This is a genomic window from Paenibacillus sp. FSL M7-0896 (assembly GCF_037975415.1).
Classification (GTDB): domain Bacteria; phylum Bacillota; class Bacilli; order Paenibacillales; family Paenibacillaceae; genus Paenibacillus_AQ; species Paenibacillus_AQ silagei.
Genome location: NZ_CP150250.1, coordinates 800,031 through 825,549 on the forward strand (window position 1 = coordinate 800,031; position 25,519 = coordinate 825,549).

Annotated in this window: 18 protein-coding genes and 1 riboswitch; all 18 genes read left to right on the top strand. The window is 54.8% G+C overall.

What is annotated here, in order from left to right; genetic code table 11:
* Nucleotides 1-21 precede the first annotated feature (21 nt).
* Nucleotides 22-912, top strand: coding sequence for a UTP--glucose-1-phosphate uridylyltransferase GalU (gene galU / locus MKY12_RS03335; protein WP_036723429.1), 891 nt, complete (start codon nt 22-24; stop codon nt 910-912).
* An 80-nt stretch (nt 913-992) separates the two neighbouring features.
* Nucleotides 993-1,685 carry a sugar transferase gene (locus tag MKY12_RS03340; protein WP_339312934.1) on the top strand — a complete coding sequence of 231 codons (693 nt, stop codon included), beginning with the start codon at nt 993-995 and terminating at the stop codon, nt 1,683-1,685.
* A gap of 24 nt (nt 1,686-1,709) precedes the next feature.
* Complete coding sequence (locus tag MKY12_RS03345; protein ID WP_339312935.1) at nt 1,710-2,645, top strand: glycosyltransferase; 936 nt, start codon at nt 1,710-1,712, stop codon at nt 2,643-2,645.
* A gap of 15 nt (nt 2,646-2,660) precedes the next feature.
* The gene (locus tag MKY12_RS03350) at nt 2,661-4,007 is read left to right on the top strand and encodes an O-antigen ligase family protein (protein WP_339312936.1); all 1,347 of its coding nucleotides are present in this window, start codon (nt 2,661-2,663) and stop codon (nt 4,005-4,007) included.
* Nucleotides 4,004-4,783 carry a WecB/TagA/CpsF family glycosyltransferase gene (locus MKY12_RS03355; protein ID WP_339253879.1) on the top strand — a complete coding sequence of 260 codons (780 nt, stop codon included), beginning with the start codon at nt 4,004-4,006 and terminating at the stop codon, nt 4,781-4,783. Before MKY12_RS03350 ends, MKY12_RS03355 begins: the two co-directional genes overlap by 4 nt.
* A 98-nt stretch (nt 4,784-4,881) precedes the next feature.
* The gene (locus tag MKY12_RS03360) at nt 4,882-6,312 is read left to right on the top strand and encodes an O-antigen ligase family protein (RefSeq protein ID WP_155991315.1); all 1,431 of its coding nucleotides are present in this window, start codon (nt 4,882-4,884) and stop codon (nt 6,310-6,312) included.
* Entirely contained in the window at nt 6,278-7,657 is a 1,380-nt protein-coding gene (locus tag MKY12_RS03365) for an oligosaccharide flippase family protein (RefSeq protein ID WP_339312937.1), read from the top strand. The genes MKY12_RS03360 and MKY12_RS03365 overlap by 35 nt, the downstream gene beginning before the upstream one ends.
* 303 nt (nt 7,658-7,960) lie before the next feature.
* Nucleotides 7,961-8,815: a glycosyltransferase family 2 protein gene (locus MKY12_RS03370; RefSeq protein WP_036693614.1), complete on the top strand. Its 855-nt coding sequence runs from the start codon at nt 7,961-7,963 to the stop codon at nt 8,813-8,815.
* Entirely contained in the window at nt 8,802-9,992 is a 1,191-nt protein-coding gene (locus tag MKY12_RS03375) for a glycosyltransferase family 4 protein (RefSeq protein ID WP_339312938.1), read from the top strand. Before MKY12_RS03370 ends, MKY12_RS03375 begins: the two co-directional genes overlap by 14 nt.
* Nucleotides 9,989-11,128, top strand: coding sequence for a glycosyltransferase family 4 protein (locus tag MKY12_RS03380; protein WP_209879422.1), 1,140 nt, complete (start codon nt 9,989-9,991; stop codon nt 11,126-11,128). The genes MKY12_RS03375 and MKY12_RS03380 overlap by 4 nt, the downstream gene beginning before the upstream one ends.
* 101 nt (nt 11,129-11,229) lie before the next feature.
* Complete coding sequence (locus MKY12_RS03385) at nt 11,230-12,330, top strand: glycosyltransferase (RefSeq protein ID WP_036723418.1); 1,101 nt, start codon at nt 11,230-11,232, stop codon at nt 12,328-12,330.
* 4 nt (nt 12,331-12,334) lie between these two features.
* On the top strand, nt 12,335-13,675 hold the full coding sequence (locus MKY12_RS03390) for a UDP-glucose/GDP-mannose dehydrogenase family protein (RefSeq protein ID WP_036723416.1): 1,341 nt from the start codon (nt 12,335-12,337) through the stop codon (nt 13,673-13,675).
* Nucleotides 13,676-14,780: 1,105 nt separating this feature from the next.
* On the top strand, nt 14,781-16,154 hold the full coding sequence (locus tag MKY12_RS03395) for a sugar phosphate nucleotidyltransferase (protein ID WP_339253882.1): 1,374 nt from the start codon (nt 14,781-14,783) through the stop codon (nt 16,152-16,154).
* Nucleotides 16,155-16,291: 137 nt separating this feature from the next.
* Nucleotides 16,292-16,372: riboswitch (cyclic di-GMP riboswitch) on the top strand.
* A 14-nt stretch (nt 16,373-16,386) separates the two neighbouring features.
* Nucleotides 16,387-18,729 (top strand): PA14 domain-containing protein, encoded by a 2,343-nt coding sequence (locus MKY12_RS03400; RefSeq protein ID WP_339312939.1) that lies wholly within the window; start codon nt 16,387-16,389, stop codon nt 18,727-18,729.
* Between the two features lie 192 nt (nt 18,730-18,921).
* Complete coding sequence (locus MKY12_RS03405) at nt 18,922-20,442, top strand: glycosyl hydrolase (RefSeq protein WP_339312940.1); 1,521 nt, start codon at nt 18,922-18,924, stop codon at nt 20,440-20,442.
* Nucleotides 20,443-20,646: 204 nt separating this feature from the next.
* On the top strand, nt 20,647-23,199 hold the full coding sequence (locus MKY12_RS03410; protein ID WP_339314760.1) for a discoidin domain-containing protein: 2,553 nt from the start codon (nt 20,647-20,649) through the stop codon (nt 23,197-23,199).
* Nucleotides 23,200-23,329: 130 nt separating this feature from the next.
* On the top strand, nt 23,330-24,808 hold the full coding sequence (locus tag MKY12_RS03415; RefSeq protein WP_339312941.1) for a potassium/proton antiporter: 1,479 nt from the start codon (nt 23,330-23,332) through the stop codon (nt 24,806-24,808).
* Nucleotides 24,809-25,054: 246 nt separating this feature from the next.
* Entirely contained in the window at nt 25,055-25,510 is a 456-nt protein-coding gene (locus MKY12_RS03420) for a Dps family protein (protein WP_209879437.1), read from the top strand.
* The last annotated feature ends 9 nt before the right edge of the window (nt 25,511-25,519 follow it).

A 25,519-nucleotide genomic window follows, 5' to 3' on the forward strand; every position in this document is an offset into this window, starting at 1 on the left:
AACTATTGGGAGGTATGTGTGATGAAAAAGGTAAAAAAGGTAATTATCCCGGCGGCCGGGTTAGGCACACGTTTCCTTCCGGCGACCAAGGCAATGCCCAAGGAAATGCTGCCTATTATCAACAAACCGACGATCCAGTATATCGTGGAGGAGGCCATTGCCTCCGGGATTGAAGACATCATCATTGTTACCGGTAAGGGAAAGCGGGCGATCGAGGATCATTTCGACAACGCCTTTGAGCTTGAATCCCGGCTGCTGGAGGACGGTAAGCTGGAGCTGCTCAAAGAGGTACAGCGGTCCTCCAAGGTGGAAATTCACTACATCCGGCAAAAGGAACCCAAGGGTCTCGGCCATGCCGTATGGTGTGCCAGACGGTTCATCGGCGATGAGCCATTCGGCGTTATGCTCGGCGATGATATTGTAACCGGACAGGTCCCTTGCCTGAAGCAGCTGATCGACCAGTATGAGGAGACCCAGAACTCGGTGATCGGGGTACAGGTTATCCCGGATGAATTCACGAACCGCTACGGGATTATCGAGCCGGATCTGCAGGACGGGAAGCTCTACCGGGTGAACAACTTCGTGGAGAAGCCGGCACTTGGCACGGCGCCTTCCAATCTGGCAATCATGGGCCGCTATGTCTTTACCCCTAAGATCTTCAAGTATCTCGATCTTCAGGAGAAGGGTGCGGGCGGTGAGATCCAGCTGACGGATGCCATTCAGAAGCTGAACCAAAGCGAACGTGTCTATGCTTATAACTTCGACGGTACCAGATATGATGTCGGTGAACGGCTCGGTTACATTTTGACCACACTGGAATTTGCCTTAGAGAGCGAGGATCTGCGTTATCAGGTCATGGATGCTATGGCGGAATGGTTGAAAAAAGCGGAACAGACCTCGGTCAGCAGCTAAAGACGGTTCCCCGAAAGCGAGCGACACAAGCCGGAGTCAAGAAGTAAGGCTGCATAAACCTTAACGAGAAATGAGGAGAGATGAGCATGCAAAAACTGCCGGAAGACTATGAGGCCGTCCTGCCGAAACTTTACATGCTGCATTCGGGTGAAGAAAGCAAGGGAATGGAGTCCTATCTGGTCATGAAGCGGATCATCGACATCTTGTTCTCTGCCCTGGGGCTGCTGTTCCTGCTCCCGCTCTTCGCAGTGGTGGCTGTCCTGATTAAGCTGGAAGATCCGAAGGGCAAGGTGTTCTTCCGCCAAATGCGGGTCGGCAAGGACGAGAAGCTGTTCCCCATGTACAAGTTCAGATCCATGGTCTCTAATGCCGAGGAGCTGAAGGAGAGTCTCATGGCCTATAACGAAGTAAGCGGCGCGATGTTCAAGATCAAGAATGATCCCCGTATTACACGGATTGGAAAATTCATGCGCAAGACCAGTATTGATGAACTGCCGCAGCTCTGGAACGTGCTGATGGGGCATATGAGTCTGGTGGGTCCCCGTCCTCCGCTCGTTGAAGAGGTGGAGCAGTACACGGAATACGACAAGCAGCGGCTGATGGTAACCCCCGGCTGCACCGGCTACTGGCAGGTAAATGCCAGAAACAGCGTCGGCTTCGACGAGATGGTTCAGCTGGACCTCACGTATATCCACATGCGCAGCACGATGCTGGATCTGAAGATTATTGTCAAGACCGGCCTGATGCTGCTAGGTTCCAAAAATGCTTATTAAAAATATGGGAATTAGGTGATGCCGATGTTCGTACACGGAGATGGACCTGAGATTTCCATTATCATATGCACCTATAACCGGTCGGCGCTGCTGGTGAAGACTCTTCATTCACTGCTGCCGCTGGAGAATTTGCACCAGGCCGAGATCATCGTCGTGGATAACCAGTCCACGGATAATACGGCGGCCGCCATTAAGGGGTTCATCGAAACCTATGGTGCGGATATGGATATCCGTTATCTGCTGGAGCCGGTTCAAGGGCTGTCAGCAGCCCGGAACACAGGAATTCTGGCTTCCAAATCGCAGCTCATCGCTTTCCTGGATGATGATGCGATCCCCTGCCGGACCTGGATTACAACCATTGTGAACACCTTTGCGGATAAGCCGGAGGTGATGGCTATGGGCGGCAGGATTGCTCCGATCTTCGAGAGCAAGCGCCCGGATTGGCTGATCAAGCCGTTCGAGCTTCCTTATACGATTGTCGATCTGGGGAGCCGGATCAAAGAGTATCCGAAGCGGCTTCACCCTTGCGGTGCCAATATGGCGATGCGCAAGCCGGTATTCGATATCAGCCTGTTCCCGCTGGAGCTGGGCCGCAAGGGCGATTCGCTGCTCTCGGGTGAAGAGACCTGGCTGTTCAGCCAGCTGCAGCAGGAAGGGCATTCCATTCTCTATCATCCCGAGATGGCCGTGGATCATTTCGTTCCGGCGAACCGGCTGACGGAGGACTGGATCATGAAGCGGTATTACAGCCAGGGCATATCGAACGCTATGAAGAGTGAAGGAATGAAAGGGCATCTGCTGCTCCTGGGCAAGACAGGCGCCAAAGTCATCTACATTCTGGCAGATTCCGTTCTATCCCGCAGTAAGGGAAGAAAGCTGCTGAATAAATGCCGGCTGGAGAGTATTCGCGGAACTCTTCATATGATTCTTAACCGGAAGAGGGAATCCGCAGCGGGGTGAGGGGAGGTACGCGCGATGACCCATTTTGAGTGGGGCTCCAAAATCAATAGTCTGCCATACGGAATGCTCTATCTCGTAACAGCACTGTTCCTGGGAACAGCTGTCATCTTCCAGCCGGTCATCGCAGTAGCGGCCGTATTCTTTATTCTGCTGCTGGTTGCCTCCCTATCACGCCCTGAACTGATCAGCTATTTCGTTCTGCTGACCACGGCGGTTTCGATTAACTTCTTGTACAGCGGGAGTATGTTCGGTATTGAGATCCTGTCGCTCTACAAGCTGGTTATTCTGATGCTGCTGGTGCCTTGTATCCTGGTCAATGGCCTCAGGTTCAAGCTCAGTCCTCCCTTATGGGCGATGCTGGCCCTGATCCTGCTCACCTTCAGCTTCTCCATCTGGCTGCCGGAGATGAGCACATCGATTGCGGTCAAAGCCTTCATCGGACTGTCTCTGCCCTTCGTGCTTCTGCTGATCAACTGGAAGAAGGAGGTCGCCGAGAAGCAGATTCGGATCATTACCCTGTTGCCGCTGGTCAGCATGCTGCTGGGCGTGGTGCTCCAGGCTGCGAATATACATTCACTGGTAGCCGTTGAGTTCACAGGCGCGGTGCGGGTGCAGGGGGCGAACATACCCCCTCACCTGGCGATGCTGGCCTTCATGGGAGTAGCGATCGCGTTCATCGAGATCAAGCGCAGTCCGCAGTATACCCGGTTCAATTACATCATGCTGGGGCTGAATTTCTTGATTCTGGTGATTACAGGCACGCGCGGGCCGATTCTCGCACTGGTCCTGATGGTGCTCTATTACTTCTATGATATCTCCCGCGCTTTTCTGAAGGGGAAGAAGAGATTTCTGATCCCGCTGCTGTGTTCACTGCTGGTCATCACCTCGGCAGTATACATGCAGCTGGACAACATCAAGAAGCGCTCCTTCGAACGGACGACCGAGACGGGAATTGACCTGTCGGGGCGGGCGGAGGCCTGGGAGTACTTCCTGAACAAGGCGGCGGATTCGCCGGTGGCAGGACGGGGGCTTGGAGCCGTAACGGTGGCGAATGACGGAACGCTCTACGGAGGGTTCGTGGTTCCGCATAACGAATATATCCGCTTTTATTACGATGGGGGATACGTTGGTGCCATCCTGCTGCTGCTGTCCTTGCTCGCTGTGTTTCTAATGGTATACAGAGTTCTTTTGCCGGCGGTCAAACCTTATTATTCTCTCTTTATTGCAGCATTTCTGATCTATTCTTTCACGGATAACACGCTGTCGACGGTCCAATTCATCATTCCGTTCTGTTGGTACCTGAACTGCCTGTATCGATCTTCACAGCTGGCCGATTCCCCACAAAAAGAAGTGATACGATGAACCAAGTGAACATGTTCGATGTCAATTTCGATAACTATGATTTCATGGATCTGCTGGATTATATCGACAGAACCATTCAGGAGAGGAACCAATCCTACATCCTGACCTGTAACGTCGACCATGTGATCAAGCTGCGCAAGGATAAAGAGTTCCGGGAAGTGTACTCCGAAGCAGGTGCCGTAGTCGCGGACGGGATGCCGATTATCTGGGCGTCCAAGATGCTCGGCAAGCCGCTGAAGCAAAAGGTGTCCGGCGCAGACCTGTTCAGCCGCCTGGGCAATGCGTTCGAGCAAAGGCAATACCGGTTGTTCTTCCTCGGTGCCGCCGAGGGTGTGGCGGAGCAGGCTACAAAGAATCTGAAGGCCGCCTTCCCGGGCATTAACGTCGTGGGCTGTTACTCTCCTTCCTACGGCTTCGAGCACAACGAAGAAGAGAACCGGCATATTATCCGGCTGCTGACCGAGAGCCAGCCCGATATCGTGTTCGTAGGGGTAGGAGCACCGAAGCAGGAGAAGTGGATCTACCGTCACTATACCTCCTACCAGGCGCCGGTCTCCATCGGCGTAGGTGCAACCTTCGACTTCCTGTCCGGCTCGGTGAAGCGGGCACCGGATTTCATGCAGCGAACGGGCATGGAGTGGCTATGGAGACTTAGCCAGGAGCCGGGCCGGTTATGGAAAAGATACCTTGTCGACGATGCCCAGTTCCTGGTGCTGCTGCTCAAGGAGCTGCGCAAACGGGGCAAGGTGAAGAACAGCAGTACGGATACGGATTGAAGAAAGCGGCGAAAGACGGGAGGCAGGGAATGAAGATGCTAAGCAGAGATGAGAATAGTCTGAATCTTCCATCGGCACAAGCTGTGAAGTCGGCTGTAATGATGACCTTGATCTGCGCCTCGGCGCTGGCCCTGCCGCTTGCGATCGGCTTCGCCAGTGCGAACCTGAGCGCATCGAACAGCCTGCAGGGCATCATTCTGGCAGGCATCCTCTTTCCGGCCTTGCTGCTGGCCTTGCTGAATACACGGATGCTGATTCCGTACACTCTGCTGATCTGGGCGGTTGCCCCGGAGCTGCGGCGGATTGCAGACTGGTACGAAGGTGTGTATCATTCCGTCTCTCTGCTCAGTCTGGCCCCGCTGCTGACCGGAGCGACCTTAGCTATTCCGGTGCTGCGGGAAATTCACCGGATTCGCAAGTCCTCCACCCGGATCATGCTGCTGTTCTCCATCGCACTGGCCTACGGCGCATTGATTGGTCTGGCGAAGAACGGCATCGGCTCGGTATACGATCTGGCGAATTACATCGTACCGCTGCTGCTGATTCCCTTCTTCGCGGTGACGCCGTTTAAGCCGAAGGATATCGACCGGCTGCTGTACGCTTTTGCCAACATCGCCGTGCTGGTTGCGGTCTACGGGATCGTGCAGTATCTGACCGTTCCGCCTTGGGATGCCTTCTGGATGCGCAATGCGGATATGATCTCCATCGGGACCCCGTATCCGCTGGAGATCCGTGTCTTCTCGACCCTGAACTCCCCGGGTCCGGCTGCAACCTTCCTGGTCTTCGCCCTGGTGCCGATGATTCTGGAGAAAAGATGGCAGGGTACCCTGCGCTGGCTCGGTGTTCTGCTCGTAGTAGTCTGCCTGCTGACTACGCTCGTCCGGTCCGCATGGCTGGTCCTGCTGGTGATGCTGCTGGTCTACATCGCATCCTCTCCCTCCAAGGGCAAATGGAAGACGCTGCTCCAGCTCGCATTCGTGGCAGCCGCGCTGTTCTGGATTGTTCCGAAGCTGCCTGGAGCAGAGGGGCTGGTGGCCCGGATGGAGACCCTGACCTCCGTGCAAGAGGATCATTCCTACAATGAACGCCTCAGTCTCTGGACCAACATGCTGCCCATGGTGGCAGGCAATCCGGTAGGGCAGGGGATCGGCAGTGTTGGCCAGGGTACCAAGCTTGGGAACGGCGGAGAGCTGGGGGAATACGGCAATATGGATAACGGCTTCATCGCGCTGCTGCTGACCTTCGGTGTACTCGGCGCATTGTTCTTCTTCGGAGCGCTCGGTGCGGTCATCAAGGAGATCGGCGCCAGAGTCACCCGCAGGAATGAACTTCAGCCTTACGCCAGACTGGCGCTGGCGGCGTGGATGGGAGCTGTAGCCAGCCTGATATCGGATAACGGCTTTCCCGGTCTTAAGGGGTATCTGATCTGGATGCTGATCGGACTTGGCCTCAGTGCCAAGGAGCTCAATCAAAGCAGAAAGAAGGGACTACCGCATGCAGCAGTCAAGCGCCAAATCACTACCCGCTAACCGGGTATGGTCCACCTTCCGGAGATTCACGAAGAGTAAGGACAATAGCTCGGCTGCTGTCAAAACGATGTTCGTCAGCGTACTGATCCTGCTGGTCAATATGCTGACCGGCGTACTGACCGCCCGTTATCTCGGTCCGACCGGCCGGGGGGAGCAGACAGCGATGGTGAACTGGTCGCAGTTCCTGGCCTTCAGCATGAGCTTCGGGATTCCCTCGGCGCTGATCTACAACGCCAAGAAGAATCCGCAGGAAGCCGGGGTGCTGTACCGGATCGCCCTGCTGATCGGTCTGACGTTCGGAACCATCGCCATGACAGTCGGGATACTCGTGCTGCCTTATTGGCTGGGGTCGTTCAGTCATGAAGTAGTGGTCTTCGCCCAGTGGTCGATGATTCTCTGCCCGCTGATTGTGGTGTCGCAGATCAACAACGCGGCCTTCCAGTTCAGAGGGGATTACAAGACCTTCAACTGGATGCGGTATCTGGTGCCGCTGCTGACACTGGGAGCCATCGGCATTCTGATCCTGACCGGCTACATGAATCCTTATACAACTGCACTGGCCTATCTGGTGCCATCGGTTCCGCTGTTCATCGGGATGACCCTCCTGCTGCTGCGGACCTACAAGGTCAAGCTCCGGGATTCCTATCTTAATTTCAAAAGATTGTTCACCTACGGTCTGGGCTCCTACGGGAACGATCTGCTTGGACAATTCTCGGTATACATAGACCAGATCATCATTGCCGGTTTACTGAGACCGGCAGATCTGGGGCTCTATGCGGTAGCGGTAAGCCTGTCGCGTATGGTGAACTTCTTCGCGAATTCGATCACGGTGGTGCTCTTCCCGAAGGCCTCCGAGATGTCGAAGGACGAAGCGGTCGCCCTTACGTTCAAGGCTTTCCGGATCAGTACTACCTGTACTCTGCTAGGTGCAGTGTTCCTGATGCTGGTAGCGCCCTTTGTCATCCCGCTGCTCTACGGCAAGGATTTCAATACCGCGCTTACCGTGTTCCGCCTGCTGCTGCTGGAAGTGACCATCAGTGGCGGGACGCTGATTCTGGCTCAGGTGTTCATGGCGCTGGGCAAGCCGAAGTTCGTATCCATCCTGCAGGGGGTCGGCCTGATCCTCGTGATTCCGCTGCTCTTCCTGCTGGTGCCGAAGTTCGGATTGTTCGGAGCGGGTGTGGCTATGCTCTCATCGGCTGTGCTGCGGTTCCTGTTCATTATTCTCAATATTAGATACAACCTGAAGGTTAAGCTTCCGCGGCTGCTCATTAACGCCCAGGACCTTCAGTGGATGAAGACGACGATGAATTCGTATATTCGCAAGAAACCTATGGATGTGTAGAGGATGTCTAAGCATTTAAGGGTTTGATTCAAGTGTTTTGCTTATGAATCAAATGGTTTGTATTTGTTTCAGCGAGCAGAGACACGATGCGAGCCCCTATCTGCTTAAAAAACCATGGGACGGTGCTTGGAGGAACGTAGAGAAAATTTGGAGCTGTAGGAGCGAATGCGTCCGCCTTTGTGTTTGGATTTCTACCGCGAAAAGCGGTTCTAATCAGGAAATCTAAACACAACAGCGGCCGTAAGCCCAAACTTTTCTCGGAGCGACGACACACACCGGACCATCAGAAGGAGGATACCTATCATGGATTCAGTAACAAGCGTGCTTGGCGGCCGGGGCAGCTACCCGATCTCGGCGGTCATCATTGCCCAGGACGACGAAGTTCGGATATCCAAAGCCATTCAGTCCTGCCGGTTATTCGCCGATGAGGTGGTTGTAATCGACGGAGGAAGCAAAGACGGGACCGTAGGGCTATCCGAGAGCCTGGGATGCCGGGTGTATGTCAACCCATGGCCCGGATATGCGAAGCAAAGGGAATTCGGAGTGGAACGTGCCATCCATGATTGGGTCTTCCTGATTGATACCGACGAAGTGGTCAGCGAGGAGCTGGCCCGGGATATCCTGGAGCGCAAGCCGGGACTGACCGATGCTACGGTCGCGTTCTCGCTGTACCGGATTGGCGACTTCCTAGGCAAATGGCTGGATAAAGGCGAGTATCTGGTGCGGCTGTATAACCGCAAGGAATACGGTATCCGCAACTCTCTGGTGCATGAGATGCCAGAGGTGTCCGAGGAACGGACCGTGAAGCTGAACGGAACGCTGTGGCATCAAGGCTTCCGCAGCATCAACGATCATGTCGCCCGGTTCAACAAATACACCGATCTGGAAGCAGAGAGTGCATTCGCCAGCGGCAAGCCGTTCAAGCTGAGCCACCTGCTGCTGCGTCCGCCGGCACGGTTCCTGCAGAAGTATTTCCTGCATGGCCTGTTCAAGAAAGGCATCTCGGGCTTCGCGGTATCCGTCTTCTGGGTGATGTATGAATTCATGGTCGGCTTCAAGCATTACGAATTGCACAGCGCAGGCAGGCTGGCCCGGCATAACGAAGCGGGTCAGGCCGAGAAGGAGAACAAGGGGGAGAGAAGCTATGTCGTACAATGACGGACTCAACATTATGACGACCGGCCTCAGCTGGCCCTCGTTACAGCCCGGAGGACTGAACACCTATTTCAAATCCGTGTGTGAGCAGCTCTCCTCACGGAACCGGGTGCATGCCCTGATCTGCAGCCAGGAAACACCGGAGACGCCGAAGGAACTGATCATCCACAATGCCGGTGATCCGAAGGAGACGATCTGGAAGCGCAAGGATGCTTTCCAGCGCAAGGCGGCCTCCCTGATGGGGGATGGCAGCGGGCGGATTGATATCCTCTACACCCACTTCGCCCCTTACGGCATCGGGCCGGCGATTGAAGCGAAGAAGCGGGGGATTCCGGTCATCATGACCTTCCACGGCCCGTGGAACGAAGAGATGAAGATCGAAGGTCAAGGTATCAAGCATAAGGTCAAAACAACGATTGCCAAATCGATAGAACATAAGGCTTACAAGCTGGCGGATAAATTCATCGTCCTCAGCGATTACTTCCGTAACCTGCTGCACGAACTGCACGGTGTACCGCTGCATAAGATTACTGTCATTCCGGGAGCGGCCAATGTCGAGCGGTTCACGCCCGCGACGAACCGGCTGGCGATCCGCCGTACGCTGAATCTGCCGGAAGGCGCAACAACGGTCCTGACCGTCCGCCGGCTGATGAACCGGATGGGGCTGCTGCAGCTGCTTGAAGCCTGGAAGCAGGTGGCAGAGCGGTTCCCGAACGCAATTCTGCTGATCGGGGGCAAGGGCCCGCTGCGCGGGGAGCTGGAAGAGCGGATCGCCGATTACGGGCTGGGCAACAAGGTCCGGCTGCTCGGGTACATTCCCGATCATGAGCTGGCCTCCTATTATCAGGCGGCAGATATGTTCGTTGTTCCTTCCCAGGCACTGGAAGGCTTCGGTCTGATCACCGTTGAAGCCTTGGCCTCGGGGCTGCCGGTGATGGCTACGCCGGTCGGCGGCAACAAGGAGATCCTCCAGGGCTTCCGGCCTGAGCTGCTGTTCAAGAGTGCAGCCAGCGAGGATATGGCGGAAGGCATGATTCATATGCTGAGCAACCGCAAGCTGCTGCCGGGCCGGGACGAATGCCGGAATCATGTGCTGGAGAAGTACACCTGGCAGCATGTGGGCGACAAGATTGAATCTGTATTCCTCGAAACCTTGGGAAAGGGTGTGAGCGTAGGATGATCAAAGTCGCTTATATCGACCACACCGCCAAATGGAGCGGGGGCGAGGTTGCCCTGTTCAACATCCTCACCAACATCGGTGAGCAGATTGAGCCGCTGGTGATCCTGGCAGAGGAAGGCACGCTTGCTGAACGTCTGCGGGAGAAGGGCATCGATGTCCGCATTATCCCGCTGGATGAGAGCATCCGCAGCCGTGGCCGCAATGCCGTGAACCTTGGGGCTCCGGCAGCTGCGATGAAGCTGCTGGCCTATGGCCGCAAGCTGGCTCCGCTGCTAAAGGAAGAGAAGGTGGATTGCGTGCATACCAATTCCCTGAAATCGGCCTTTTACGGAGCTGTCGCTGCCAAAAAAGCAGGCGTGCCGCTGATCTGGCACATCCGGGATCACATCGGGGCGCCTTATCTGAAGCCGGTTGTCGCCAAGGCGATCCGGCTGCTGTCACGCCTGCTGCCGAACGGGGTCATTGCCAATTCCCACTCCACGCTGAATGCACTGGAGCTGCCGCGCTCGAAGAAGACGCTGGTCGTCTACTCGGCCTTCGCCAAGGCGATCGGTGAAGGGATCGGCCGGCGGGACCGGAAGGACTTCAACGTCCTGCTGGTCGGGCGGCTCGCCCACTGGAAAGGCCAGCATATTGTGCTGGAAGCGGCCAAAGCCTTCAAGCAGGACAGCCGCGTGAAATTCTGGCTGGCCGGTGACGCCCTGTTCGGGGAGGAAGAATACAAGCAGGAATTAATTGCGCAGATGCAGCAGGGGGACATCACCAATGTCAGCCTGCTGGGTCATGTAGATGATATACAAGGACTCATGAACCAAGCGGATTTACTGATTCATACGTCGATCACTCCTGAGCCGTTCGGCCAGGTCATCGTCGAAGGCATGGCAGCCGGACTGCCGGTCATTGCCTCCAATGAAGGCGGTCCGGTAGAGATCGTAGTTCCTGGTGAGACAGGACTGCTGATCCAGCCCGGAGATGCTACTGTACTTGCAGACTCCATCACCTGGATGCTGAACCATCCCGAAGAGCGTAGACGGATGGCGGACAATGGAATGAGACGGGTGAAAGAGCATTTTGTCATCGAGAACACGGTCAAGGATATTGTCGCTTACTACAAAGGTCTGCTGGCAGTCACCTGACCTTCCCGCTCCATAATGCTTAAGGCTTGCATCATATCTGTCTCTAGCCATGCGTGTACTGCTTAATGATGCTGCTCCATAAAACTTTGAGGATGATTCACATGAAAATTGCGATCGCGCACGATTATTTAATCCAGATGGGCGGGGCGGAACGGGTGGTGGAGGTTTTCCATCACATGTACCCGGAAGCTCCGATCTTCACAACGGTTTTTAACGGAAGCCGCCTGACCGATAACCTCAAAGATGCCGATATCCGGGCCTCCTGGCTGCAGAAGATTCCGGGAGTGAAGCGTAACTTCAAAGGGGTGCTCCCGCTCTACCCCATGGCTGTCCGCGATTTGGACTTCAGCGGGTATGATATCGTTCTTAGCTCCAGCAGTGCTTTTATGAAAAGCATCCAGGTGCCCGAATCCACCTTCCATCTGTGCTACTGTCATACGCCGATGCGTTTCGCCTGGGACTATGACACATACATGGAGCGGCAATCGAATTCCGGGTTATTCAAAAGACTGCTCAAGGTGTATATGCAGCGGCTCAAGAACTGGGATCAGCGCACCTCCAAAAATGTGAACCAGTTCGTCGCCAACTCCTCAGTCGTGAAGACGCGGATTCAGAATTATTACCACCGGGATTCCGATGTGATTTTCCCGCCCATCAATACGGCCCGCTTCTCCAGCTCTACGAGCATCGGCGATTATTATCTGATTGTCTCGCGGCTGGTCTCCTACAAGCGGATCGATCTGGCGGTGGAGGCGTTCAACCGTAACGGGCTTAAGCTGTATATTGTCGGGGACGGACCGGACAGGAAGCGTCTGGAAGGCATGGCCAAGGGGAACGTTTCGTTTCTGGGCCGGCTGGAGGATGAGGAAGTAACAGGGCTGATGTCCCAGTGCCGGGCGTTTGTTTTCCCGGGGGAAGAGGATTTCGGCATCACGCCACTGGAGGCGAATGCTGCTGGAAGACCGGTCATCGCCTATCAGGCCGGGGGAGCGCTGGACACGATTATTCCATACGTTAACGGCGTGTTTTTCCAGCATCAGGAAGTTGATGATTTGCTTAAGGCCATTGATGAGGTGGAGTCCTATGCGTGGGATATCGATCAGATTATGGGCCATGCACGCAAATTCGATGAGCAGGCGTTTATGGTTCAGTTCAAGCAGTATGTGGAACAGGCCTACGTCAATTTCCTAAAAGGAGGATGAAAGTATGAAACTCGCAGTGATTGGTACCGGCTATGTAGGACTTGTATCAGGCGTATGCTTTACCCTAAATGGAAATCATGTCATCTGTGTGGATAAGGATGAACAGAAGATCGAGAAGCTGAACCGGATGGAATCCCCTATCTATGAGCCGGGCATTGAGGCCCTGATCGAAATGAATCTGCGCGAGGGGCGGCTGAGCTTCTCGTCCGATCTTCAGGAGTCGGTCCGCCGCTCCGATATCGTCATTCTTGCCGTGGGTACACCTTCTCTGCCGGGCGGCGAAGCCGACCTGAGATATATCGAAGGAGCGGCTGCCGAGATTGCGCAGGCGATGGAAGGCTATAAGATCATTATGACCAAGTCGACCGTCCCTGTTGGAACCAATGAGCGCATCCGCCAGCTGATCTCCTCCCTCACGAATCATCCCTTCGATATCGTCTCTGCGCCTGAATTCCTCCGTGAAGGCTCTGCCATCCGCGACACGCTTCATCCCGACCGGATCGTGATCGGACTGGATAATCAGGCGCTTGAGCCGACCATGCGCGAGCTGCATAAGGGCTTCACAGAGAATGTATTCGTCACGGATATCCGCAGCGCCGAGATGATCAAATATGCCTCGAATGCTTTTCTGGCGACGAAGATCTCCTTCATTAATGAGATTGCCAACATTTGCGAAAAGGTAGGAGCGGATGTCACCGAAGTCGCAGGCGGCATGGGGATGGACCAGAGAATCGGTGCGACCTTCCTGCAGGCCGGTATCGGCTATGGCGGCTCCTGCTTCCCGAAGGATACCAATGCGCTGATCCAGATTGCCGGGAATGTGGATTATGAGTTCAAGCTGCTCAAATCCGTCGTTGAAGTCAATAAAGGCCAGCGCTTCATGATTATCTCCAAGCTCCATGAATCGCTCGGCAGCCTGCGCGGCGCGGTCATTGGTATCTGGGGGCTTGCCTTCAAGCCCAATACCGATGATGTCCGCGAGGCCCCGGCCCGTGAGATCGTCGAGGCGCTGGTCGCCGAGGGCGCCATCGTGAAGCTGTACGATCCCATCGCCGCCGAGAACTTCCGCAAGGAATACGATCACCCGCAGCTCCGCTGGTGCGGACTGGCCGAAGAGGCAGCCGAGGGCAGCGATGCTGTATGCCTGCTGACCGACTGGAGCCAGTTCAAGGAGATCAACCTGCACCAGCTTGCCGGAACCATGCGCCGCCAGGTGCTGATCGACGGCCGCAACGTCTATACCAAAGAGCAGATCGAAGGCACCGGCCTCGAATATATCTCCGTCGGCCGCCCGCAGATGGGCGGGCTTAGCGGATTCTCCGCCAGCGTGGCTGGCGCGGTGTAGACCGGCAATCCACTTGAAGCGTTACGGCGATAAATCCCATTAAAAGCGCCGAAAGTGGGCTGAGCGGTGAATGAGAGGGATAAATCCCATTAAAAGCGCCGAAAGTGGGCTGATGGGCGACTGGAGAGGGATAAATCCCATTAAATGCGCCGAAAGTGGGCTGGATGGCGAAATGAAGAGTATAAGTACCCTTGATTTATCGGATGCTGGCCGAATGGAGCAAATGAGGAGCACAAATGTCCCTGGTTTCCCGAATTCGAGCCAAATGGAGCAAATGAGGAGCACAAATGCCCCTGATTTCCCGGATGCGGGCCAAATGGAGCAAATGAGGAGCAGAAGTGCCCTTGATTTCCCGGGTGCGGGCCAAATGGAGCAAATGAGGAGCAGAAGTGCCCCTGATTTCCCGGATGCGGACTAAATGGAGCAAATGAAGAGCATAAGTGCCCCTGAATTCCGGGAAAGTTGGCTAAACGAGCAAATGAGGAGCACTAGTGCCTAGTACTTAACTAACTAGCTTCTGCCGCCGCGAAGTTGCGCGGTGAGCCCTTGGCACAAGAGTCTTGAATCCAGGTCTTGAATTCCGGTCTTGAATTCCATTGTCTTGGAACTCTTGTTCTCTCCAGCCGCTAGGTCAGCGGCGACGCCTTGGAACAAGCGGCACTTAAGAGTCTTTGAGCCTTTGAATTTTTCTCCGCCGCAACAGTAGGCGGCAACCAGGGATTCAATTGTCGTGAAGGCAGGCTGCCGGCAACCAGGATTCAACTGCTGCCGCGCAAGCATAGCGGCGGCCCGGCTCCCCTTGCCGCTACCACAAGCGGCAATATCGGATCTTTAGCAGGGAGCTTCGCCAGCGGGCGAAGCGGATATAAAATCACAAGCCTGTTATGAAATGGAGCGGAGAGGAATTTTGGAGCTGTAGGAGCGTTAGCGTCCGCCTTTGTCTCCGGATGTTATCTGCTGCAAGCAATATAATCAACAACATCTGGAGACAACAGCGGCCGTAAGCCCAAAATTCCTTGCAGCGACCCTCATAACAGGCGGGATTTTAACTCAGAGTTCCCCGCAATAAGAATACCCAATAACAATACGATATGGAGGGTTCACTATGAAACTAGTACTTCTATCAGGCGGCTCCGGCAAGCGGCTCTGGCCGTTGTCCAATGATTCACGCTCCAAGCAATTTCTGAAGGTACTGGCAAGCCCGGCAGGTGAACCGGAATCAATGGTACAACGGGTATGGAGACAGCTGGAGGAGAACGGCATGGCCGGGTCCTCGTATCTGGCGACCGGGCGCAGCCAGGTGGAGATGATCCAGAGCCAGCTCGGCAGCGAGGTGCCGATCATTGTAGAGCCGGAGCGGCGGGATACCTTCCCGGCTATTGCGCTGACGGCGGCCTACCTGTATTCCATCGCGGGGGTGTCCCCAAGCGAGACCGTGGCGATTCTGCCGGTGGACCCATACGTGGAATCCTCCTTTTTCGAAACGGTGCTGCAGCTGGAGAACACCATGCTGGTGAGCGGGGCGAACCTGGCGCTGATGGGCGTAGTTCCCGAGCATGCTTCGGAGAAATACGGCTACATTATTCCAACGGGCGCAGATGCGGGAGCGAATGGTTACCTGCAAGTGAGCCACTTCCAGGAGAAGCCGGACCGCATCCAAGCTGAGGAGCTAATCAGGCGGGGAGCGCTCTGGAACTGCGGAGTGTTCGCCTTCCGTCTGGGTTACCTGCTGGATATCCTGCAGCGCAAAGGGCTGCCGCTCAATTACGAGGAGCTGCAGAAGCAGTATAAGCTGCTGTCCTCGATTAGCTTCGATTACGAAGTGGTGGAGAAAGAAGAGAACATCGTCGTGCAGCCTTACGCCGGATTCTGGAAAGACCTGGGCACCTGGAATACGCTGACCGAGGAAATGACCAGTAACCATGTCGGCAAAGGCTTCATCACCGCTGACTCCGAAGGCACCTGCCTCATTAACGAGCTGGATATTCCAATCACGGTAATCGGGGCGAAGGATCTGATTATCGCCGCCAGCCCGGACGGCATTCTGGTGACGCACAAGGCCGAGAGTCCGCGGATCAAGGAAGTGCTGAAGACTTTTGAACAAAGACCGATGTACGAAGAGCGCCGCTGGGGCCACTACAAGGTGATCGATTATGTGAAATATGATGAGGGCAACGAGGTGCTGACCAAGCGGATTTTCATCAATGAGGGCAAAAATATCAGCTACCAGCTGCATCACAAACGCAGTGAAATCTGGACCTTCGTCAGCGGGGAAGCCAGCATTGTCATCAATGAGAAGATGCATAAGGTGAAGGCGGGAGATGTGGTGCGGATACCGGAAGGGACCAAGCATGCCATTCTTGCTCTTACCGATGTGGAATTCATTGAGGTGCAGACAGGGTCTGAGCTGGTAGAGGAGGACAATATCCGTATTACTCTGGACTGGGAGGATATCGCTCTACATCAGTTCATTTCGTAGGTCTAACTTATCTATTTAACCAATTGTTACAATTTTAAATCAGGCATTTAGAACTATTTTTTAGACAAAATTTGTTTTTACTCTACATTAAATTTGCATATCGACGATACTTACGGTAAGAGGGATTGATCCTTCCAAAACGACAATGGCAAACCTAATCGAAAGATAGGGACGCAAAGCTATAGGGCCTTCGCAAGAGTGGCAGCCTGGCTACCGAAAGGAAGAGAATATTGTGAAAACTTACCGTAAGTCTCGTTTGCTCTGCGCTGTGCTGTCGCTGGCCGTGGTATTGTCTGCTGTACCCGTGGGACTGGGAATCGCCCCGTCCACTGTCAAGGCTGCTTCCTCTACAGGAGCACCAGTGAATCCTAATGCTTCAGCCGAGGCGGTCAAGCTGCTGAACAGTCTCTATGAGATCTCCGGGAACGGAATCATTACAGGGCAGCATGACTATTTCGAAAGTCCGGATGAGCTGAGCAACAAGCTGAAGGGAACAAGCGGACAATACGCCGCACTGCATGGTTATGAGCTTGGAGCAATCGGTGGACAGAGCGAGAGCGGAGTAGCAGCACAACGCAAAAATATCGTCTGGAGTGCAACGAACTGGTCCAGAGCGGGCGGCATTGTCGCCATGACCTTCCACCAGAATCTGCCGGGCACCAAGTACGAATGGTCCAATGTGCAGAAGCCAATCACTCAGGCACAATTCAACAAATACGTAACTCCAGGGACACCAGAGTATAATGCGCTGATCACTGATCTGGATAAAGTAGCTGTCTCTCTGAAAAGTCTGCGGGATGCTAAGGTTCCGATCCTCTGGAGACCGTACCATGAAATGAACGGCGGCTGGTTCTGGTGGGGCAAGAAAGACAACTTCACTGCACTATGGAATATTATGTATGACCGGTTCGTGAATGTTCATCAGTTAAATAATCTGATTTGGGTATGGAACCCGAATGCGCCGAATGCCAACTCTGATCCCTATGCACGGACCTATCCGGGCGCGGACAGAGTGGATGTGCTGGCAGCAGATATATATAATAACGACTACTCGAATAAATATCATGATGATCTGACCAGCCTGGCTGGCGGCAAACCGATCGGCATCGGCGAGAACGGCGAAATGCCGAACATCTCGAAGCTGAAGCTAACTCAGCAGAATTACGTGTTCATGATGAACTGGGGCAAGATGCTCTATGAGAATAACAGCACGGCGACAATCAAGAATTTCATGAATGACAGCTACACACTGACCCGTGACCAATATAAGGCCTGGTCTGCTCCGGCGGCGGCTCCTAAGCCAACGGCAACGCCGACTGCAACACCAACACCAACACCAACGCCGACTGCAACACCAACACCAACGCCGACTGCAACACCAACGCCGACTGTAACACCAACGCCGACTGCAACACCAACCGTTGCGCCGATTCCGAAGCCGGTCCCAACCTCCGGTGATACGGACAGTAAGCCTGCCCAGAATGGCTTGCTTGGAGAATACTTCAAGAACATGACGCTCTCGGGGACACCGGTTATGGTGCGTAACGATGATGTCATCAGCTTCAATTGGCGCCAGGGTACTCCTAATGCTGCACTCGGTGTAGACTACTTCTCGATTCGCTGGACCGGCCAGATTAAGCCGGCTTACAGTGAGACCTATCAGTTCTATACTACATCGGATGACGGTATCCGCTTGTGGGTGAACGGCACAGCAGTCATCGACAGCTGGGTCAAGCAGAGCGGAACTGCCCGCACAGGAAGCATTGCCTTGACTGCCGGGCAACTGTACGATATCAAGGTTGAGTATTACGAGAATGCAGGCGATGCGAATGTCCATCTGATGTGGCAGAGCCCCAGCCAGGTGAAGGGAACCGTACCTGCAAGTGCGCTTTTCTCCAGAGCAGGCAACACATCCATACCTGTTCCAGCTGCAACAGCAGTACCGACCACGGTACCAGCAGCGACAGTAGCGCCAGTTCCGACAGCAACGCCGGCACCAGTAACGACACCAATGCCAGCACCAACACCAACGCCAGCACCGACACCAACGCCAACACCGGTGCCTACGCCGACAGCGGCTCCCGTTCCCGTTCCTTCTCCTACAGCAACACCGGCGGATCTGCCGGTAGAAGTTCCTGCTGCCAATGGACTGTACGCGGAATACTTCAATAATATGACTCTATCGGGCGAACCCGCTGTAGTGCGTACCGATGCTGTGCTTGATTTCAACTGGCGCCAAGGCACGCCGGATGCCGCTATCGGCATAGACTTCTTCTCTGTCCGCTGGAGCGGGAAGATGAAGCCGCTCTACACGGAGATTTATCAGATTTATACCACTTCCGATGACGGTATCCGCGTACGGGTGAACGGTGAGCTTGTGATTGACAGCTGGGTGAAGCAGAGCGGCACCGAACGCATGGGCAGCATCAGCCTGACCGCAGGCGAGCTGTATGATATTCAGGTAGAATATTATGAGAATCAAGGGGATGCAAAAGCGCGGCTAATGTGGCAGAGTCCAAGCCAAGCCAAAGGAACCATTCCGGCAAGCGCGTTGTTCCTCCCGTCCGCTTCGTAAGCTCATAAGGTCCGCAGCTGTGTTCAACATTGGCGCTGTTACTGGTTAAGACGTTACAATTATAAATCCTGTAAGCCACTCTTAATGGCCCTGCTTACCAGCAGGGCTACTAAGCTATAGAAAGGCAGACAATCCGGCAGGCGTAACCTCCGGGGCCCTGCCGGAGAGTGTGGCTGGAGAAAGGAGATTACATTGAACACTTACCGTAAGTACAGGCTATATACAACTATTTTTCCTCTAATCCTTATCCTTTCATTGCTTCCATGGGGGGAAGGGCGCAGTCTGCCCGCAGCCGCCAAGGTTACAGCACCTGCCGCCCCCGCTCCCATACAGCCCATTAATCCTTCGGCCTCCAAGGAGGCTTCCGCACTGTTAAGCTATCTCAGTAATCTCAGCGGCAAGGGGATGATATCCGGCCAGCATGATTACCTGGAGAGCCCCGATGAATTTAATAATAAGCTCCGCACCACAACCGGCCGCTATGCCGTTCTGCATGGCTATGAGCTGGGAGCCATAGGCAACCAGTCCAAGGAGACCATTGCCAAGCAGCGTCAGGCTGTCGTGGACAGCGCCATCCGTTGGCATGAGGGCGGCGGTATTGTCGCCATGACCTTCCATCAGAATCTGCCGGGAACCGCGCCGGTATGGACCAATGTGCAGAAGCCGCTGAGCCAGAGTCAATTCAAGCTGTATGTCACTCCAGGAACGCCGCAGTACAAGGCCCTGGTCGCCGAGCTGGATGAAGTGGCCAAGTATCTGGGCGAGCTGCGCGATGCCGGAGTTCCGGTGTTATGGCGGCCCTATCATGAGATGAACGGCGGCTGGTTCTGGTGGGGGCAGAAGGATGACTTCGCGAAGCTCTGGGACCTGGTCTATGACCGCATGGTGAATACGCATAAGCTGAATAATCTGCTGTGGGTATGGAATCCGAATGCTCCCAACAAGTCGTCTGAGCCGTATGCCGCCTATTTTCCCGGCATCGCTAAGGTGGATATTCTGGCCGCCGACATTTATGACAATGATTTCAAGCAGTCTTATTATGACAGCCTCCTGAAGCTGGCGGGCGGCAAACCGATCGGAATCGGGGAGAGCGGAGAGCTTCCAGACCCTGTCATCATGTCTCAAAAACAAAGCAAATGGGTATATACGATGACATGGGGCAAGATGCTGGTTGAGAATAACCCGACCGTGAAAATTCAAAGCTTCATGAACCATAAATACACGGTATCGCGGGAGGATTACAAGCTCGCGGGGGGTGCCAAAACGCATGCGGCGGCTGTAAGCTCAAGGAACGGCCTGAGAGGCCAGTATTATGGCAATATGGACCTGTCCGGCACACCGCTGCTTACCCGTAACGACAGCACCCTTCAATTCAACTGGCATGGCAATTCACCGGCTCCCGGCCTTCCCAAGGATGCATTCTCGGTACGCTGGACCGGGACCCTTAAGCCTCTCTACAGTGAAAAGTATACGTTCACCGCTTCTTCGGATGACGGCATCCGCGTATGGATCGGCGGCAAGCTCCTGATCGACAGCTGGAAGAACCAGAGCAGTGCGAGCAAGGAGGGCAGCATCACGCTCTCTGCGGGTACCCCCTACGCCATCAAGGTGGAGTATTACGAGAACCGCGGGGATGCCAGCGTCAGTCTGATGTGGAGGAGCCAGAGCCAGAAGCAGATGATTATTCCCCAGAGTGCGCTGACGCTTCCTTAAGGAAGCCCCCGCAGAAGAAGTGTGACGTAACCGGTACAGCATAGAATTCCGGAAGAAAGCGAGGACAAGGGAATGAGGACTAGAGTTCAAAAGAAACCCAGTAAATATCTCCACAGGCTACTAAAATTTGCAGCATTGATCATCTTGATTCTGTTGTCCGTCTCTGTCTTCGGAGATTACGGGACGAAGGACGGTGAAGATGATGTGGATCTGTCTTCATTGTCGGCGGCCAAGGATGCCGGTCCTGAGATGCCGGAAGGAACTGTTCTATGGAAGCTTGGCAAGCATGACGGCTCTGCCGGTGAGTTCAAGGCGGCAGGTTCAAACGGGGTGAAGAAGACGCTCAGCATAGCTTCAACTACTGCTAAGTCGGCAGAGCTGAAGTCACTGCCCTCCGGCCTGCACGGGGAGACCAACCCGGAGCTGCGGATTCAGTATGAGCTGGATAAGATCCCGGAGCACGGGGTCTTATTTCGCGTGAGCATTATCGATGCTTACAAATCCGTTCCCCAGATGAGCGTGTTCTCCAACCGTCAGCTCTCAGGCATCATTCAGATCGCCGGGATTGCCGGAACAGGCAGCAAATACGACTTCCGCAAAACCTATGAGCTGTACATTCCCAAAGAGCAGCTCATCAGCGGCACCAACGAGCTGACGCTGCGGACGGCCAGAGGAATCTATTCCTCAGAGGCTGAGGATAAGTACAACTGGTGGACATGGGATAATCTCAGTCTGGAGGCGCTGAAGTCTCCGATTAAGGAGCCGATTCACGGCAGCTATACGCTGACGGGGACGGTGGTGAATAACAAGCAGTTTTATTTTGACGAGGGGGCGGTTACGCATCTGCCCTATATTATGAAGTGGCTGGGTGTAGCCTATAGCGGCAATATCATGCGGACCAGCTGTGCCAGCGATGTAGGCCGCTCGTGTGAGAATATGGAGGAGTACTACAAGGTCCTGAAGGATTACAATATGCAGGCCGTAGCGCTCTATCTGTACACAGGCGATATCAAGCTGAAGGCGGACGGAACGCTGCCAGAGGATGCGGAGAAGAAGCTGACGGATTATTTCCAGAAGTACAGCCCGTACTTCCAGTATTACGAGGTGGATAACGAACCGGGCCTGTTCAACCGTTCCAAAGCGGTCAATCTGGCCATAGCCGAGTGGCTGAACAGCAAGGGGAAGACGATCGCACCGCATCTGCAGACGGTTGCACCTGGATGGGCCTACTGGCCGGGCTACAGCGAAGACTCGTGCGGCAATCAGAAGGGTCCGGTGAAGCAGTGCGGAGACCCGGACGGCTGGGAACGCGATCCGAAGCAGCGCGATGAGCTTGAAGCGGTAACGGATCTGACGAATGGCCATTCTTATGGGGATTCCTATATTTTCGGACAGGGCGGGAGCTTCACGGAGAACCTGAAGACCTTCGGGGGCTCGGTAGACGGCCTTAGCAAAAAAATGCTCGCCACCGAGTTCGGCACCTCAGACTCCCATGTGGACGCCTATCAATATGGGGCCAAGGAGCGGACCTCGGCGGTGTTCGACCGGATTATGCGGGCGCATCTCGGCTATGCCGATATGTTCGTGCAGCATGCCGCCTTCTTCAAGAATTTCAGCCTGTTCAAATACGGCTTCAATCTGGAGGACCATGATCCGGCGGCTACAGAGATCTACTACACCAAGGAAGGCGAAGAATCCCGCGTCAGTATCATGCGCAGGCTGGATCTGGCTTATGCTACACACGGCGCTCCGCTGACCTACCAGATCAGCAATAAGGAGGAGCTGAAGGATAAGCTGGTCTACGTAAGAGCAGTGGACACCTCCACGCTTGAGCCGCTGGCGGGCAGCAAGGCGACATCCAACAAGGTGCTGGTGAACTTCGTCAATTTCGAGCAGACCGAACAGACCGTTAAGGTCAAGGTCACGATGCCCAAGAAGACGGTATACGAAGGAGAACGGTTCGGCAAGGGCGATACTTATGAGGAGGCCCGCAGTTATGTAACCGGCAGAGCCGCTTCGCCGGAGCTGGAATTCACGGAGACGCTGGCTCCGGGAGAAGGCGTGCAGTACATTCTGGAGCCTTCCTCCGAGGTGGCGGATACGGCGCCTCAGGGCCTGAAGGCGACTGCTGTCAAGGGATTATCGATGCATCTGAACTGGCTGGAAGCCCCCGGAGCAAGCTATGAAGTGCTCCGGGCGGACGGCCCGGACGAGAAGCTGAAGGTCATCGCTACAGCAGTGAAGGGAACGGAGTACAACGACAGCAAGCTGAAGGAAGGCACACTTTATACTTATGCTGTAAGAGTGTCCGGCTCTGGTGTGATGTCAGAGAAGACACAGATTACAGCAACCGGACTTGTCCCGCTGGACCGGGCAGGCTGGAAGGTGACGTCCAGTGTGAGTAAGGAGGCTTCCAATCCGGCAGGTGCCATTGACGGAGACCGGCGGACCCGCTGGGATACGGTCAAGCATCAGGCTTCGGGGGAGTACTTCCAGATTGATCTGGGCGCAGAACATACGGTAGAAGCTATAGATATGGATTACCCTTTATCGCCATATGACTATCCGCGCGGCTACACTGTCCATGTATCGGAGGATGCCAAGAGCTGGAGACAGGTCGCAGCGGGCAAAGGCCAGCTGGAGAAGACCAAGATTACGTTTGCTCCGGTCAAGACCCGGCATATCAAGATTACCCAGACAGGCTCCGGCGGCAACTACTGGTCCATTCAGGAGCTGCAGGTGTATTCAAGAGAATGAAGGACGGCATAATAACCTCCGTGGAATTCAGCCCACCGGGGTTTTTTTCTATCTAACGAATCATACACATACTATAAAATACATGGGGCTAAGGCGAATACCCGCTCCCGGGAAAGGTGTGAAACGGTTCATGACTCATCTTGCAGATCAAATCATCCTGCTGCTGGCGGCTTTGCTGCTGATCGCCGTGCTCTCCACCAAATTCTCCACCCGTTTTGGCATGCCTGCCCTGGTCCTGTTTATTGCAGCCGGCATGGTACTCAGCCATTTTATTTATTTCAACAATGCTTCGCTCACGCAGATTGCCGGCATTTTTGCCCTGGTGGTCATTCTGTTTGAGGGCGGGATGCAGACGAGCATGAAGGATATTCGCCCGATTCTGAAGCCGGCGTTGTCGCTGGCTACACTCGGAGTGCTGCTGACTGCGGTGATCGTCGGTGTTTTTGCCAAATTTATACTCGGGGTGCCCTGGGCGGAGAGCTTCCTGTTCGGGGCCATTGTCGGTTCGACAGATGCGGCGGCTGTATTCTCCGTGCTGGGCGGCAAAAATATCGACAAACGGCTGACCTCGACGCTTGAAGCCGAATCCGGCAGCAATGATCCGATGGCTGTATTCCTTACCGTGTCGCTGATTGAATGGGTGCAGCACCCGGATACCGCAGTCTTGCGCCTGGTGCTGTCGTTCTTCTGGGAGATGGGGGTAGGGCTGCTGGTCGGGATCATCATCGGCAAGCTGGCAGTGTATCTGATTAACCGGATCAATCTGGACTCCACCGGGCTGTATCCAGTCATGGCGGTCGGCTTCGCAGTTCTGACTTACGGGGTTTCGGCTATGGTACACAGCAGCGGATTGCTAGCTGTCTATGTCATGGGGCTGGTGCTGGGGAATTCCGAGCTGATGTACCACCGCACCATTATGAATTTCAGTCATGGCTTTGCCTGGATGATGCAGATTGCCATGTTCATTCTGCTCGGGATGCTGGTCTTCCCGCAGGAGCTGGCGGCTGTGGCCTGGCAGGGGCTGCTGCTGTCCGTGATACTGATGGCCCTGGCAAGGCCGCTCGGCGTATTCCTCAGCCTGCTATTGTCCCGGTTCTCCTTCCGTGAAAAGACACTGATCTCCTGGGCCGGGCTCCGGGGAGCCGTCCCGATTGTCCTGGCGACCTACCCGCTGCTCGCGGGGCTGCCGCATGGCAGGCTGTTCTTCAATGTCGTATTCTTCGTTGTTCTGACCTCGGCAGTGATTCAGGGAACAACCATTTCACCCCTGGCCTCGCGGCTGAGGCTGGTGGGCCGGGAGCATGCGTCCCAGCCATCCTTGATGGAGCTTGTCGCGCTAGGGAAGACTGATTCCGAATTCAATCATATCGGAATCGACCGGCAGATGGCGATATCCGGCATGCAGATTGCAGAGATCGGCCTGCCGGACGATATTCTGTTCACGGCAATTATACGGAACAAGACCATCGTGACGCCGCATGGCAGCACGGTGATTGAGCCCGGAGATACGGTATATGTGCTTAGCCCCAAGAGCAAGCGGGAGGAGATGCGTGCCATCTTCCGCAGCGGACTGGGACGGGCGGCAGAGACGGATATCCCCACGGTATAAGGGACATCCTACGGGAGGATGTGAGCTTCTCTTCCGGTTCGGGTGATTTATGTCAATCGATGTGCTTTTGCAGAATTGTGATTCAAATTATAGGATAGCTCCCGGAGGAGTGCTAGAATGTGCAGTACATCAAGGATGCGGGACATTAGATTGCAATACAGTAAAAAGTGTGTTAAATTGTATATAGATTTAGAACGAGTCTAAATACAACGTATTGTAGAATCCACATTCCGGGAGGTTATTTAAATGAGTACACAAGTTAACAGCCACACTGCACTGCATGCTGTTCTGAACCGTCAGACCGCGAACTGGACGTTGCTGGGAGTGAAGCTGCATCACTACCACTGGTATGTCAGCGGAACCCAATTCTTCACCCTGCATGAGAAATTCGAAGAGCTGTACAATGAAGCTGCGGGTTATGTGGATGAGCTGGCTGAGCGGCTGCTCGCCATCGGCGGACGTCCTGCTTCTACGATGGCAGAGTACCTGAAGCTCTCCAGCCTGAAGGAAGCTGCCGGCGGTGAGAGCGCCAAGGAAATGGTGGCACAGCTGGTTCAAGACTTCGCTGCCGTAGCTGAAGAGCTGAAGCAGGGCATTACTAGCGCAGAGGAGGCCAGCGACCAGCCTACCGCCGATCTGCTGATCGGAATCCGGACAAGTGTAGAGAAGACAGCCTGGATGCTGAACGCTTATCTGGCGTAACTCCGGCAT